This is a genomic window from Bradyrhizobium sp. LB11.1 (assembly GCF_040549385.1).
In the GTDB taxonomy this organism is placed as follows: Bacteria; Pseudomonadota; Alphaproteobacteria; order Rhizobiales; family Xanthobacteraceae; genus Bradyrhizobium.
The window spans coordinates 171,943-186,821 of sequence record NZ_JBEPTH010000013.1; the positions used below are offsets into that span (position 1 = coordinate 171,943).

Here is a 14,879-nt window from a genome sequence, read left to right on the forward strand (position 1 = left end):
TTCCAAAGTGCAGTGGAACTGTCAGCGGAATGGGACCGGAGTGTGGCGATCTGATCTTGGCGTAACGAGGAGACCCGCAGTGTCAGCAAACGCTCAGCGCTCTCCCAACTGCTCATGAAAATACTTCACCACCGCCGCGTTGAACTCGCGGTGAAAGCCTGCCCTGTCGAACCCCGCCGGCGTATCGGTGCAGATACGCGGGATGGCTGCCGCCAGTTCGGCCGAGCAAGGTGCGAGGAAAGCGTAGTGGCCGGCCGGCACGACATGAATCTCGGGCGTGCCGGGCAGGCCGTTTGCGACGCGCGCCGTGCCCGAGCCATCGCCGACGCCTGGGCCGCCCAACTGCGAGCGCCAGAACTGGAACGGCACCTTGACGACGGCGAGGTTCTTCTGGGTCAGAAGGCCCGGCGCGGGATCAACGATGACAGCGGCGCGAATACGCGCGTCCTGGATCGGGTCAGGCGGCGTCTCGCCATTGTGCAGCTCCGCGCATGCGCCGGTCGTCTCCTTGCAGAGGCCGGCGACCCTCGCGAAATCAGGCTTGGTGCCCATCAGGACGAAGCCGGTAAAGCCTCCGAGTGAGAAGCCGAAGAAGCCGACTTTGACGGGATCGAGCACCGCCCTGTCCTTCCAGTCCTTCAACATGAAATCGAGCAGGCGCACCATGTCCGCCGGGCGCGATCCCAGGATCGACAGCCTGTCGCGCTGCGAGGAGTCATTGGCGGTGTCGCCGGGATGGTTGATGGCGGCGACCACGAAGCCGGCGTCGGCCAGCGCCTCGGCCGTATCGTGATGCTGACCGAAAAATCCGCCCCGGCCGTGCGAGAAGACGATGAGGGGGAGCTTTGCGCCCGTGATGGGACAATCCCTTGCGCCCTTCAGGTCGAAATCGGCGCCGACCGAGAGACTGCCGAGCGCCACATGCGTCGGCTCCGCCGCGCAAGGATACCAGATCGCGCCTGACAGCGCCGGATCGGATTGGAGAAGCTGAATGCCTGCCGCCTTGGCAGGCAGCCCAAGACAGCAGAGTGCGATGGCGAAAGCCCAAATCGTCCTGCGCAACGGACGCCCCCCTTGATTTCGCGCCGGAGTTGAGCGGCGAACGACAGCGGAATTGTGGCTTCGATCGTTCTCTGCTCCGCGCCGGGCATCCGCAGCGATCTGACGTTGACGCCGCAAAGGAGCGCGCCGGACACCTTCGGGAAGAGCTGCTTCGCCGCGGCTTGAAGTTCGCCCCCATCGTCTGGCCTGGGGAGAGTCGCCGCTGCGACAATCGGCGGCTGGCGCTCCGAACAGGATTCCGCAAAAAATCGAAAGGCTGTGTAGGATCGGCGCCATCCCGCTCGTCCTCGTGACATGATTGGGCCGCAGACCCGAGTTCGCGCCCAGCAATGCAAGAGGAAGAACAATCATGCCCAGCACCGTACGCCTGCACCGCGTTCTCACGACCAGCCCGGACAAGATCTATCGCGCGTTCCTGGAGGCGGATGCGCTGGCAAAATGGCTTCCGCCGAACGGCTTTACCTGCACCGTGCATCATATGGAGCCGAAGGTCGGAGGCACCTTCAAGATGTCGTTCCGGAATTTCACGACGGGCAATGGCCATTCGTTCGGTGGCGAATATCTGGAGATCGTTCCCGGCGAGCGGCTGCGCTACACCGACAAGTTCGACGATCCCAATCTGCCCGGCGAAATGCAGGTGACCGTGATCCTGAAGAAGGTCTCGGTCGGCACCGAGCTCGATATCACGCAGACCGGTATCCCCGACGTCATCCCGCCGGAGGCCTGCTATCTCGGCTGGCAGGAATCGCTGCGGAACCTGGCGAAGCTCGTCGAGCCCGAGATCAATCAGTAACAGGTTTGCGTTTCAAGCAGCGGGGCGACTGTTCGATCTATGGGCAGATGTCCCCGCGTCGTCATTGCGAGCGCAGCCCTCTCGTCATTGCGAGGAGCGCTTGCGAACGAAGCAATCCAGAATCCCTCCGCGAAAAAATTCTGGATTGCTTCGCTGCGCTCGCAATGACGGCTGTTGCTGCCCGCCCACGATACTTACGCGCCCGCCTTCGCCTTCAGCCCACCATCCGCGGTCCAGCGGTCCGGCTCGGAGCTGTGTCCGATCAGTGCGAGGCCGTAGGCGATCGACTCGAACTGGTCACCCGACATCAGTCGCTCATTGCCGAACCGGTCGGCGAACAATTTTCGCACCGCCGGCACGAACGAGGTGCCGCCGGTCAAGAACACCTTCTCGATTTCGCGCGCTCTAATGCCGGCTTCGCCCAGCACCTTGTCGACGGTGGCGCCCAGCCGCGCGATGTCGTCGGCAATCCAGGCGTCGAAATTCTTCCGCGTGATGGTCGCGCCGATATCGACGCCGCCGCCTTTCAAGCGGAAATCCACCTCGTCCCTGGTCGAGAGCGCGACCTTGGCGTCCGACACCGCGCGGTACAGCGAGAAACCGAGATCAAGATCGACGATGGTGATGAAATCCTCGAGCAGTGCCGGCTTCACCGCGGTGCGTGCAAGCTCCCGCAGCTCGCGCAGATCGCCGTTGCTCTTCATCAGCGCGAGTTGATGCCAGCGCGCGAGGTTGGTGTAGTGGCTGTTCGGGATCGGCAGTACCTTGTCGAACGAGCGGAAGCTCGAGCCTTTGCCGAGTCGCGGCGAGACGACGTGGTCGACAATGCGATAATCGAACGTGTCGCCGGCAATGCCGATGCCGGCATGACCGAGCGGCTCGGCGCGCAGATGTCCGCCCGCGCGCGAAAAGCGCATCACCGAGAAGTCGCTGGTTCCGCCACCGAAATCCGCGACGAGAACGGTAGCATCGCGCTCCAGCCGGCGGGCGAAGGAGAACGCCGCGCCCACGGGCTCATAGACATAGCGCGCGTGGCCGGCGCCGAGGCGCTCGAAGGCGGAGCGGTAGCGCTGCATGGCCAGATCGTCGTCGGGATTGCCGCCGGCAAAGCGCACGGGACGGCCGACGGTGATGTTGGCCGCCTCGAAGCCGAACTTGTCTCCGCCATGGCGCGTCAGCGTCCGCAGGAACGCCGCCAGAATATCCTCGAACTTGAAGCGCTGCCGGAACACCTGGGTGGTGTTGAAACTCGAGCTTGCCGCAAAGGTCTTGAAGGACTGCAGGAAGCGGTAGACGTGGCGGCCTTCGAGAAACTGCTCGATCGCCCACGGGCCGCCTTCGGCCTGGGCGCCGGCGCCCGGCCGATCCTCCCAGAAGCACAGCGCCGACACGTAGGTACTATGGCGTTGTCCGCCGTGGTCGAAGCGGATGGCCTCGACCCGGCGGTCGTCCACCGCAAGGGCTACGACCGTATTGCTGGTTCCAAAATCGATACCGATCGAGACGGCGGGCGAGGCGCTCGACATGAACCACTCTGCGAGATGATTGGAAAAGGGGGCGAACCACTAACCGTTTTGCACTGCGGTGCCAAGAGCCGCTTCAGAGCCGATCCGTAGTGGTCCTGCCTCCTCTCTTGCCCGCCTGAGCCCGAAACGACACGATTCAAGCCCCGAACCACCTGCTTTAACGAAGCATCATGCTGCAATGCGGCAATCCATATGCTGCTATGCAATAGAGTGCATGGACAGTGGCATCTGGTATACATAGATTTCCCTTCGAAATGAGACAGCAATACTGACCGTCTCAAGATAGGGAATTCAGATGTCAAAGACCGCTTCCGTCTCGCTCGCGCCCTCCGCCTCGCTGTTCGCCCGCTTCATGGCCGCTGTCGACCGCTTCCTGATGGCGAGCGCCGAGATCTCCAACCACAACGGCGATCTCCCCCGCTTCGGCCTGTAAGGCGAAGTCGAGCCGCGGCGCGTCGAATTGTCGCGCCGGTAAAACCAGCGAACTCCTACTTTTGAAGAATGGCCCCGCGCTGCGGGGCCATTTCTATTTGGGAATAGGCTCATTCGCGCGGCCTCGCAAACGAGGTTGCGTCATAAGCGCACAATGGGCCGGCGCGCGCTTGAAGCTTGGCATAATGAATACAACAATGCCGCCAACGCTCGCTCAAAAAAACAGAAGCGCTCATTGGAGGATTCATGACGGACATGGTGCAGACAACAACGGCTCCTACCGCCGCACGCGTCAGCGACTCGTATCGCTGGACACAACTGGCGATCGGCGTAGCGGCCATGGTGATGATCGCCAATTACCAATACGGCTGGACGTTCTTCGTCCCCGATATCCAGAAGAAATTCGGTTGGGACCGCGCCTCGATCCAGTGGGCTTTTACTCTCTTTGTTTTGTTCGAGACCTGGCTCGTGCCGGTCGAAGGATGGTTTGTCGATAAATACGGTCCGCGCCTCGTCGTGCTCGTCGCCGGCGTGCTCTGCGCGGTCGGCTGGGCAATCAACGCGCAAGCCACCACGCTCCACGGCTTCTATCTCGGCATGATCATCGCAGGCATTGGCGCAGGCGCCGTCTACGGCACCTGCGTCGGCAACGCGCTGAAATGGTTCCCCGACAAGCGCGGTCTCGCCGCGGGCATCACGGCTGCCGGCTTCGGCGCAGGCTCTGCGCTGACCGTCGCCCCGATCCAGGCCATGATCAAGGATAGCGGATTCCAGACCGCATTCCTCTATTTCGGCCTCGGTCAAGGCATCATCGTCTGCATCCTCGCCTTCTTCCTGCTGGCACCGAAGGCGGGGCAGGTGCCGAGCGTGGTGGCAAATGCGGCGCTCGTGCAGTCGCGGCGCAACTATCAGCCGACGGAAGTTTTGCGTCAGCCGATCTTCTGGTTGATGTACTTCATGTTCGTGATCGTCGGCGCCGGCGGCCTGATGGTGACGGCGAATCTGAAGCCGATCGCGGTCGACTGGAAGGTCGATGCCGTGCCGGTCACGCTGATCGGCGTGACCATGACCGCGGTGACGTTCGCAGCCACCATCGACCGCGTGCTCAACGGCCTGACGCGCCCGTTCTTCGGCTGGATCTCCGACATGATCGGCCGTGAGAACACGATGTTCATCGCCTTCGGCATGGAAGGCGTCGGCATCTGGATGCTCCATCTCTGGGGCCAGGATCCGATCTGGTTCGTGATCCTGTCGGGCTTCGTGTTCTTTGCCTGGGGCGAGATCTACTCACTGTTCCCCTCGACCTGCACCGACACGTTCGGCGCGAAGTTCGCGACCACCAATGCCGGCCTGCTCTACACCGCCAAGGGCACCGCCTCGCTGCTGGTGCCGGTCGCAAACTATGTGCAGCAGACTTCCGGCCAGTGGGACAACGTCTTCATCCTCGCGGCCGGCGCCAACATCCTGGCGTCGCTGCTCGCGATCGTGGTGCTGAAACCCTGGCGCAAGATCGTGGTCGCGCAATCGACCGCCTGATCCCGCTCACACAGACCTCTCTCACCGATGCGCCCGGCCTCACGGCCGGGCGTTTTCGTTTTGACCGAAGACACCCCAATACCGTAAACCCGAAGGGAACGAGGCACTTTCTTACACAGGGGCGCAAGATAGGCCTTGCATTCTGGAATATGGTATACCAAGCTGCCAGCCGCGCTTGCGACGATAAGACACAATATTTGCGACATCAGGTCATCTTGGCAATTGATGTCGACCAGACAAGCGCTTGGGAGGATGTTGATGATTTCCAGCACGGATGGCGCCGTCACGGCTGCGCCTCTTCGCACAAGTTTCCGTTGGCTCCAGTTAGGCATGGGCATCGTCTGCATGGCGATGATTGCCAACCTGCAATATGGCTGGACGCTGTTCGTCGATCCGATCGACGCCAAGTACCATTGGGGTCGCGCGGCGATCCAGCTCGCTTTCACCATCTTTGTCGTCACCGAGACCTGGCTGGTACCAATCGAGGCGTGGTTCGTCGACAAATACGGCCCGCGCATCGTCATCATGTTCGGCGGCGTGATGATCGCGCTGTCCTGGTTGCTCAACTCCTATGCTGACTCACTTCCCCTGCTCTACGCGGCGGCCGTCGTCGGCGGCATGGGCGCAGGCGCGGTGTACGGCACCTGCGTCGGCAACGCGCTGAAATGGTTTCCCGATCGCCGCGGCCTCGCCGCCGGCGCGACGGCTGCCGGCTTCGGCGCGGGCGCAGCCCTCACCGTGGTGCCGATCGCGGCAATGATCGCGACGAGTGGCTATCAGCATGCGTTCCTCACCTTCGGCATCGGCCAGGGCGTGGTCGTGTTCGTGCTCGCCTTCTTCATCCAGCCGCCGCGGATCTCGATCCCGCCGAAGAAGAAGCAGCTCAATCTGCCGCAGACCAAGATCGACTTCACCCCGCCGCAAGTGCTGCGTGCGCCTATTTTCTGGGTGATGTATCTCGTCTTCGTCATGGTCGCCTCCGGCGGCCTGATGACCGCGGCGCAGATCGCGCCGATCGCGCACGACTTCAAGATCGCCAGCACGCCGGTCTCGCTCGCCGGCTTCCAGATGGCGGCATCGACCTTCGCGATTTCGCTCGACCGCATCTTCGACGGCTTCGGCCGCCCCTTCTTCGGCTTTGTGTCCGACACGATCGGACGCGAGAACACGATGTTCATCGCCTTCGGCACCGCCGCCTTGATGTTGCTGGCGCTGTCGGCGTACGGACATGTCCCGCTCGTATTCGTGCTCGCGACGGCAGTGTATTTCGGCGTGTTCGGCGAAATCTACTCGCTGTTCCCGGCGACTTCCGGCGACACCTTCGGCTCGAAGTTCGCGACCACCAACAACGGCATGCTCTACACCGCGAAGGGCACCGCCTCTCTGCTGGTGCCGCTCGCAAGCGTGATCTCGACCGCCTATGGGTGGAAGGCCGTGTTCGTGGTGGCGGTGGCGTTGAACGCGACGGCTGCGCTGATGGCCATCTTCGTCATCAAGCCGATGCGCCGCTCCTTCATCCTGGGCAAGGAAGCCGAGAGCGCCAACGCCGCGGCCAGCAGTGCAAAGACGGAGACGGCGTGAGCCGCCACACGACGGCACGACGGTCAGAAGGGGCGCAGCGATGCGCCCCTTTTTCTTTGAGCTCCGACGACAAACGTCAGCATTGCTGCCGCAAGATTTTTCGGATCAGCCAAATCCAAGGCTTGACGATTGGCATTATGTATACCACACTTCCCTCACCGTTCACCCAGGGAGGTTGCAATGCTGGTCGGAGACATTCTGCGCAAGAAGACGCCGCGCGTTGTCACGGTGCGAATGAACGAAACGGTTTGTATCGCCGCCAAGCTGATGCGGGCCAACAACATCAGCGCGCTGGTGGTGAAGGACGTGGTCCGCTCGGAAGGAAACACCGCCGTCGGCATGTTCACCGAGCGCGACGTGGTGCGCGCGGTTGCCGAGCACGGCGCCAACGCCGTCAACGTCAAGGTCTCGCAACTCGTCTCGGTGCAGCAGCTCGTCTCCTGCACCTCCTCGGACACGATCGAGCACGTCAGGCATCTGATGAACCGGAATCACATCCGGCACCTGCCCGTGATCGACGATTACAGCCTCGTCTCCGTCATCAGCATGCGCGATATCGCCGCTGCCGTTGACGAGGCCGCCAACAGCACACCGCAAGCAGCCTAAAGCAGGCCACGGAAAGACTGCGCTCCCTCTCCCGCTTGCGGGAGAGGGTTGGGGAGAGGGTGTCTCCGCCAGGGAGACTCCCCAAGAGGATAGAACCCTCACCCGCCGCGCTCTTCGAGCGCGCCGACCTCTCCCGCAAGCGGGAGAGGTGCAGGGAGCCCGTGGCCCGATCGATCGAACCACTTGCCAATTTTGGTCCAGCGAGGATTTCATGAAGATCTGCATCTACGGCGCCGGCGCGATCGGCGGATATCTCGGCGTGCAGCTGGCGCGCGCAGGCGCCGACGTCAGCCTGGTGGCACGCGGCGCGCATCTCGCCGCGATGCGCGAGCGCGGTCTGACGCTGCTCGCCGGCGAGGACAAGCACACCGTCTATCCCCGTTGCACCGACAACGCGGCCGAGCTCGGCGTGCAGGACTACATCATTGTCACGCTAAAAGCGCATTCGATCACCGGGGTGATCGAGAAGATGCAGCCGCTGCTCGGGCCGCACACCCGCATCGTCACCGCAGTCAACGGCATCCCCTATTGGTACTTCCACAAGCACGGCGGCGATTACGAGAACGCGACGCTGGAGAGCATCGATCCCGGCGGGCGGCAATGGCGCGAGCTCGGAGCCGAACGCGCCATCGGCTGCATCGTCTATCCCGCCACCGAGATCGAGGCGCCGGGCGTGATCCGCCACGTCTACGGCAACAATTTTCCGCTCGGCGAGCCCTCCGGTGAGATCACAAGCGACGTACAGCGCCTCGCCGACCTCTTCGTCGCCGCCGGGCTGAAAGCGCCGGTGCTCGACCGCATCCGCGACGAGATCTGGCTCAAACTCTGGGGCAATGTCTGCTTCAACCCGATCAGCGCACTGACCCACGCAACGCTCGACGTGATCTGCACCGATCCGTCCACGCGGGCGCTGTCGCGCGCGATCATGGTGGAGACGCAAGCGATCGCCGAAACATTCGGCGTCAAATTCCGCGTCGACGTCGAGCGCCGCATCGAGGGCGCCCGCAAGGTCGGCGCGCACAAGACCTCGATGCTGCAGGATCTCGAGCGCGGCCGCCCGATGGAGATCGACCCGCTCGTCACCGTCGTGCAGGAGATGGGCCGCTTGACCAGGATCCCGACGCCCGCACTCGACTCGGTGCTGGCGATGGTGACCCAGCGCGCCCGCGTCGCCGGCCTCTATGACGGCGTCTCGGCACCATCCGATCCGCGCGCACTGGCGGTAGCGTGATGGCTGGCGAGATGAAACATTGGCTTCGCTTCCGCCACGCCGGCACGACCGGCTTCGGCACGCTGACTGCATCAGGCATCAGCGTGCATGAAGGTGAGATGTTCGGGCGCAACGCCGCCACCAGCAAGACGCTGGCGCTGTCAGATGTCGAGCTGCTCGCGCCCTGCGCGCCCAGCAAGATCGTCGCGCTCTGGAACAACTTTCACGCGCTCGCGGCCAAGCTCAATCAGCCCGAGCCGCCGGAGCCGCTCTATCTGCTGAAAGCCACCACCACCATCACGACGCCAGGCGCCGTGATCCGCCGCCCTTCCTACTACGACGGCAAGACCACCTATGAGGGCGAGCTCGGCATCGTCATCGGCAAGACCTGCGCCCGCGTCTCGCCGGCCGAAGCGGATCGTTTCATCTTCGGCTACACCTGCGTCAACGACATCACCGCCAACGACATCCTGACCAGCGACCCCACCTTTCCCCAGTGGGCCCGCGCCAAGGGCATCGACGATTACGGCCCGTTCGGCCCCATCATCGCCACCGGCCTCGATCCCGCAAAGCTTACCGTCCGCACCATCCTCAACGGCGCGGAGCGGCAGAACTATGCGATCTCCGACATGATCTTCAGCGCGCAAGAGCTCGTCAGCAAGATCTCCCACGACATGACCCTGCTCCCCGGCGACCTCATTGCCGTCGGGACCTCGGTCGGCGTCGGCGTGATGAAGGAGCCGGTGAACACCGTGACGGTGGCGATCGACGGCATCGGCGAGCTGACCAACGAGTTTCGGCTGTAGCTCTAGCTCTCGCTGTCATTCCGGGGCGCGACGAAGTCGCGAGCTACGGTGCGCAATTGCGCACCTGAGAATCCATTCCTCTACAGTCTCTGCCGCCTGATGGATTCCGGGCTCAGCGCTATGCGCTGCCCCGGAATGACGGCTGAGGGTGTGGCACCGCCCTCCCCAATTTCGGAAAACCCGGCCTCCTCCGCGCCGCCCTCCACCGACCGGCTGACGCAACCAGTCGTGGATTGCGCGCCCGGAAACGCCCGGCAACCCGCCCGCCCCTTGATCTCGGTTCCGCTCTCCAATAGCAATCATGGCGAGATTGTGCCGGCGTGGGGCGTCGCGATGTGGTTGTTTTTCCTGGTTGCCTGGGTTGTCCTGCTCGCCGCCATCGCGTTCCTTGCCCCGCAGGCGTTTGGTTATGACATCACCCATCTGCCCGCCGCGTTTGCGGGCCTGCCGATGCCGCAGCGCATCGCAGTCAGTGCGATCCTGGCGGTTGGGCTGGCGCTGATCGGCGCCTCGGCATGGCGGCTGTCGCGCCAGGACCGGCGCCTCGACACGCTGCGCGACCGCCTCAAGAAGACCCGTGAAGACGTCGTCGTCGCCCACGCCCTGCAAAATCACCTCGATACCACCGTCCAGCACCTGATCGAGAGCGATCCCAGGGAAGCTGTCTCAGCGCTGCACGACAAGCTCGGCGAGACCGAGCAGCGCGCGCTGCTCCAGCAGGGCCACAACCAGTCCACCGACATGCACGATCAGCTCGCCGAAATCCGCCGCCGCCAGCAGGGGCTGCGCGAGATGGTCGGCAAGGTCGCCGATCAGCGCCGCGCGGTCGAGCCCGTTTTCACCGAAATCCGCGACCGCCAGAACCAGCTCGAACGCGCGCTGCTCGACCTCGAGACCGACGACCGCAAGAACAACCTCGCCGACCGGCTGAAGGACATCGCCCGCGACGTATCGACGTTGCTGGGCCGGGTCAACGCGGTGCAGGGCACGTTCACGACGCTCAACCAGTACAAGGAAGATCTGGCGAAATCCCATGCCGAGCTGGTGCCGCTGCGGTCATCCGACGTGGGCATCAACGCCCTGATCAGCGAGCTCGGCCTCAGCCATGACCGCCTCGCCAAGAGTGTCGACGAGATCGAGACCGGCGGAGAGGCCCCGCTCAGCGCACGCGTCGAAACGCTGTCGAACAACAAGATCGAGATCGGGCAACGCCTTGCGCGGATCGACGACAGCGCCAACATCCTGAAGGGTATCCGGCTGGATTTCGAGGAGCTCGGCCAGCGCCAGGCCCAGCTCGAGCGCTCGCTCGCCGGCGTCGAAACCGATCCTGATGGAAAGACCCTCGTTGACCGCCAGAACGCGCTGAACGATTTCGTTCTCCAGTCGCGCAAGCGTCTCGGCGCCTTGCAGGAGACGCTGGCCACGCTCAACGCCTTCAAGGCCGAGCTGTCGAAATCGCAGGCCGATCTCGTCCCGCTGGAAGCGCCGGTGTTCGGCATCGAGGCCATGATCGCCGATGTCGGCTCCACCCGCGATCTCCTCGCCAAAACCATCGGCGAGATCGAGGCCAACGGCGACGTCACGCTCAACTCGCGTGTCGATGCGCTGAGGAAGAGCAAGCGCGAGGTCGAAGACCGCCTCTCCCGTATCTTCGAGAATTTCAACACGCTCGATGCGTTGCGCAAGGATATCGGCGGCATCTTCTCGACCATTCGCAACAGCCTGAACAGGATCGGGTGAAGGCTGAACGACGGCCGGTTCGAACCACGATCGAACCATCACAAGCCAGGATCGAGATGCATTTCAGCCTCACCGCCGATCGCTGACCAAAGCGCGGCGCCCCGAAGCATTCCGACGCACATCACATCTCCGCGCGCCGGACAGATGCCGCCAACATGTCCCGAGCTTGCCGCACTGTGGACGCATTCGGCCGCCCTTTTGTGAGGCGTGTCTGGGGGCACGGCTCGGCCGTGTTTGGACCAAACCTTCTAGGGGTATCACTGTGAAGAAGATTGTATTTGTTCTGGGTGCCACGCTTGCTCTGGTGACGGCTGCGAACGCTGCGGATCTGCCGCGCCGCCAGCCCGTGCCGGTCTATCCGGCCGAGCAGGCCCCGATCGGCAAGATGCCGATTGGCAAGAGCCCGATTGGCAAGGCTCCGATCGGCAAGGCGCCCGGCCCGGTCGCCGCGCGCTACTGAGGCGCAACGGACAACGCGTGGACGTAAGCGGCCGACAGTCGAGGGGCACAGCGTGACGAATAAACCTGATCGATCGGGATCCTGCATCCTTGCAGGTCTCGCGCTTGTGGCCATGACCGCATGCATGATGCCGCAGGCCTCGGCCCACGAAGCGAACAAGCGCGTTGCCGATGCAAATGCGCTTGCCACGACCGACTCCACAGCTCGACAGGCGCCGCAATCAACGCGGCGCCCCGTCGCGCGTGCGGAGAAGGGTCCGTACTACGTCGACTTCCGCGCGCGGACGGCGGCGAGCTGGGGCCACGCCTTCGTCTGGTACGGCAAGACCAGCGAGCGCGCCGTCGACGTCGCGGGCCTCACGCCCAAGGGCGACACCTGGACCTACGTGCTCGGTCACCTCACCTGGGTGCCATCCGAGACCGGCGCGAGCTACGGCGATCTCGATCCGGACTATCTGACCGCGAGCTATCGCGTCTACCTGAACGAAGCCGACGCCAAGCGCGTCTTCGCCTACATCAAGAAGCTGCAGGCAAGCTCGCCGGTCTGGAACGCCGAGACCACCAACTGCACCGGCTTCATCGGCGACATCGCCGAGTACATGGGCCTGAAGGTCCCCTATCGCTGGCAGCGCCCGGAAAACTTCGTCAACAGCCTGAAAGACATCAACGGCGGCCGCCAGATGGTGCGGCTGTCGGCGGAGTAGCTAAAAGCCTGTAGCCCGGATGCATCCGGGCTACGAGAACCGCGAAAGGCCGCCCAATTATCCGCCCTGCGGAATCACCCTCACGCCCCGCATGAGGCCCCGCCCCAACCGCACGTCCCCGCAATAGACTTTTCCCACCCCCGGCGGCATCCTGCCGCCATCATCCAATAACAAAGCTTGCGGGCCACGCAGGCGGGGGAAACAGCATGTTGCAGACACGGTTCACAAAACTCGTCGGCGTCGAGCACCCGATCGTCCAGGGCGGCATGCAATGGGTCGGGCGGGCCGAGCTGGTCGCGGCCGTCGCGAACGCCGGCGCGCTCGGCTTCATCACGGCACTGACCCAGCCGACGCCGGAGGACCTGACCAAGGAGATCGCGCGCTGCCGCGACCTCACCGACAAGCCGTTTGGCGTGAACCTCACCATCCTGCCCGCGATCAAGCCGCCGCCCTACGCCGAATACCGCGCCGCCATCATCGAAGCCGGAATCACCGTGGTCGAGACCGCCGGCAACAAGCCGCAGGAGCATGTCGACGATTTCAGGAAGCACGGCGTCAAGGTCGTGCACAAATGCACCAGCGTCCGCCATGCGCTCTCGGCCGAGCGGATGGGGGTCGACGCCATCTCGATCGACGGCTTCGAATGCGCGGGCCACCCCGGCGAGGACGACACGCCCGGCCTGATCCTGATCCCGGCCGCCGCCAACAAGGTCAAGATCCCCATGATCGCGTCCGGCGGCTTTGCCGACGCCCGTGGCCTCGTCGCGGCGCTGGCGTTAGGTGCCGAGGGCATCAACATGGGCACCCGCTTCATGGCGACCAAGGAGAGCCCGATCCACCAGCTCATCAAGGAGAAGATCGTCGCCAATGACGAGCGCGAGACCGAGCTGATCTTCCGGACCATGCGCAACACCTCGCGCGTCGCCAGGAACGAGATCTCGACCAAGGTCGTCGCCATGGAGAAGGAAGGCGCCAAGTTCGAGGACATCCGCGAGCTCGTCGCCGGCGCCCGCGGCAAGATGGTCTACGCGACCGGCAATTCGGACGAAGGCATCTGGTCGGCCGGCCAGGTCCAGGGCCTGATCCAGGACATCCCGAGCTGCGGCGAGCTTATCTCCCGGATCGTGCGCGAAGCGGAGGCGATCATTCGCAGCCGGCTCGAAGCCATGATCGCTCATCCAACCGCGCAAGCCGCGGAATAATCACTGCAAGAAGCGAGAGTAATTCATGAAGGCTTATGTCTACAGCCCTGAGGGCGCTAAGATTTCCGACGTCGCTCAACCAAAACCTAAAGGCACGCAAGTGCTGGTGCGCGTGCGCGCCTGCGGTCTCAATCGCGCCGACACCGGCATGCGCAAGGGGCACGCTCATGGCGCCGCCGGCGGCGTCGGCACCGTGCTCGGGATGGAATGGGCGGGTGAAGTTGCCGAGCTCGGACCGGACGCGAAGGGCGTGAAGGTCGGCGACCGCATCATGGGCTCGGGCGGCGCGGCCTTCGCCGAGTACACGCTGGCCGACCACGGCCGGCTGTTTCGCGCCCCCTCGAACATGAATTTCGAGGAGGCCGCCACCCTCCCCGTCGCGCTCGCGACCATGTACAACGCCGTCGTCATGGTCGGAGGTGTCCAGCCGGGGCAAGCCGTGCTGATCCAGGGCGCCAGCTCCGGCGTCGGCCTGATGGCGATGCAGATCGCCAAGCTCAAGGGCGCCAAACTCGTGATCGGCTCCTCGACCGATGCCTATCGCCGCGGTCGGCTGACCGAATACGGCGCCGACCTCGCGGTCGACTCCTCCGATCCCAAATGGGTCGACGAGGTGCTGAAGGCGACCAACGGCGAAGGCGTCGACCTCATCGTCGACCAGGTCTCCGGCAAGGTCGCCAACCAGAACCTCGCCGCCACCAGGATCAAGGGCCGCATCGTCAATGTCGGCCGGCTCGGCGGCACCCATGCCGACTTCAACTTCGACCTGCATGCCGCCCGCCGCATCAACTATATCGGCGTCACCTTCCGCACCCGTAGCATCGAGGAGGTCCGCGAGATCTTCGACGAGGTGCGCATGGACATCTGGGGCGCGGTCGAGTCGCGCAAGCTCCAACTGCCGATCGACAAGGTCTACCCGTTCTCCGACATCGACAAGGCGTTCGAGCACATGGAGGCGAACAAGCACCTGGGCAAGATCGTGGTGACGCTGTGAGGAGCGAAGGCTGGACCAAGGCGACAGTCCCGTAGGGTGGGCAAAGGCGCAAAGCGCCGTGCCCACCATTTGTCCGGGATCGTTGACAAATCGTGGGCACGCTACACTTTGCTCACCCTACGAGAGTTGAGCAAGGACGAGTCGCCCGCCTTCAATTCGGAAGCATTCGCAATATCTTCGCTCCTGCAACTCACTAGCGACTACAGCTGTGGATCGTCGCTTGATGTT

14 protein-coding genes are annotated in these 14,879 nt (G+C 63.8%); 12 read left to right on the forward strand and 2 right to left on the reverse strand.

The features are described from left to right. Positions 1–93 precede the first annotated feature (93 nt). Positions 94–1,062: an alpha/beta hydrolase family protein gene (locus tag ABIA96_RS28685; protein WP_354140395.1), complete on the reverse strand. Its 969-nt coding sequence runs from the start codon at positions 1,060–1,062 to the stop codon at positions 94–96. 349 nt (positions 1,063–1,411) lie between these two features. Here ABIA96_RS28685 and ABIA96_RS28690 point away from each other — a divergent pair, with 349 nt between their 5' ends. Next, positions 1,412–1,855 carry an SRPBCC family protein gene (locus ABIA96_RS28690; RefSeq protein WP_354140396.1) on the forward strand — a complete coding sequence of 148 codons (444 nt, stop codon included), beginning with the start codon at positions 1,412–1,414 and terminating at the stop codon, positions 1,853–1,855. 194 nt (positions 1,856–2,049) lie between these two features. On the opposite strand, the gene ABIA96_RS28695 is transcribed toward ABIA96_RS28690, so the two are convergent. Then, on the reverse strand, positions 2,050–3,381 hold the full coding sequence (locus ABIA96_RS28695; protein ID WP_354140397.1) for an Hsp70 family protein: 1,332 nt from the start codon (positions 3,379–3,381) through the stop codon (positions 2,050–2,052). 295 nt (positions 3,382–3,676) lie between these two features. Between ABIA96_RS28695 and ABIA96_RS28700 the strand changes: the two genes are divergently transcribed. The 11 genes from ABIA96_RS28700 to ABIA96_RS28750 all read left to right on the forward strand — a co-directional run bounded on the left by ABIA96_RS28700 (position 3,677) and on the right by ABIA96_RS28750 (position 14,651). Then, positions 3,677–3,814 carry a hypothetical protein gene (locus ABIA96_RS28700; protein WP_354140398.1) on the forward strand — a complete coding sequence of 46 codons (138 nt, stop codon included), beginning with the start codon at positions 3,677–3,679 and terminating at the stop codon, positions 3,812–3,814. A 245-nt stretch (positions 3,815–4,059) separates the two neighbouring features. Further along, positions 4,060–5,349: an oxalate/formate MFS antiporter gene (gene oxlT / locus ABIA96_RS28705; protein WP_354140399.1), complete on the forward strand. Its 1,290-nt coding sequence runs from the start codon at positions 4,060–4,062 to the stop codon at positions 5,347–5,349. Positions 5,350–5,607: 258 nt separating this feature from the next. Then, complete coding sequence (gene oxlT, locus ABIA96_RS28710) at positions 5,608–6,930, forward strand: oxalate/formate MFS antiporter (protein WP_354140400.1); 1,323 nt, start codon at positions 5,608–5,610, stop codon at positions 6,928–6,930. A gap of 180 nt (positions 6,931–7,110) precedes the next feature. After that, positions 7,111–7,536, forward strand: a complete 426-nt coding sequence (locus tag ABIA96_RS28715; protein ID WP_354140401.1) for a CBS domain-containing protein — start codon at positions 7,111–7,113, stop codon at positions 7,534–7,536. Between the two features lie 211 nt (positions 7,537–7,747). Further along, positions 7,748–8,767 (forward strand): 2-dehydropantoate 2-reductase, encoded by a 1,020-nt coding sequence (locus ABIA96_RS28720; RefSeq protein WP_354140402.1) that lies wholly within the window; start codon positions 7,748–7,750, stop codon positions 8,765–8,767. 11 nt (positions 8,768–8,778) lie between these two features. Then, the gene (locus tag ABIA96_RS28725; RefSeq protein ID WP_354140403.1) at positions 8,779–9,552 is read left to right on the forward strand and encodes a fumarylacetoacetate hydrolase family protein; all 774 of its coding nucleotides are present in this window, start codon (positions 8,779–8,781) and stop codon (positions 9,550–9,552) included. A 333-nt stretch (positions 9,553–9,885) separates the two neighbouring features. Then, a complete protein-coding gene (locus ABIA96_RS28730; protein ID WP_354140404.1) occupies positions 9,886–11,292 on the forward strand; it encodes a hypothetical protein in 1,407 nt (468 codons plus the stop codon). 256 nt (positions 11,293–11,548) lie between these two features. Beyond that, positions 11,549–11,752, forward strand: coding sequence for a hypothetical protein (locus ABIA96_RS28735; RefSeq protein ID WP_148754708.1), 204 nt, complete (start codon positions 11,549–11,551; stop codon positions 11,750–11,752). A 52-nt stretch (positions 11,753–11,804) separates the two neighbouring features. Continuing rightward, the gene (locus tag ABIA96_RS28740) at positions 11,805–12,455 is read left to right on the forward strand and encodes a hypothetical protein (RefSeq protein ID WP_354140405.1); all 651 of its coding nucleotides are present in this window, start codon (positions 11,805–11,807) and stop codon (positions 12,453–12,455) included. Positions 12,456–12,661: 206 nt separating this feature from the next. Beyond that, complete coding sequence (locus ABIA96_RS28745) at positions 12,662–13,657, forward strand: NAD(P)H-dependent flavin oxidoreductase (protein WP_354140406.1); 996 nt, start codon at positions 12,662–12,664, stop codon at positions 13,655–13,657. A gap of 25 nt (positions 13,658–13,682) precedes the next feature. Next, positions 13,683–14,651 carry a zinc-binding dehydrogenase gene (locus ABIA96_RS28750; RefSeq protein ID WP_354140407.1) on the forward strand — a complete coding sequence of 323 codons (969 nt, stop codon included), beginning with the start codon at positions 13,683–13,685 and terminating at the stop codon, positions 14,649–14,651. Positions 14,652–14,879 lie beyond the last annotated feature (228 nt).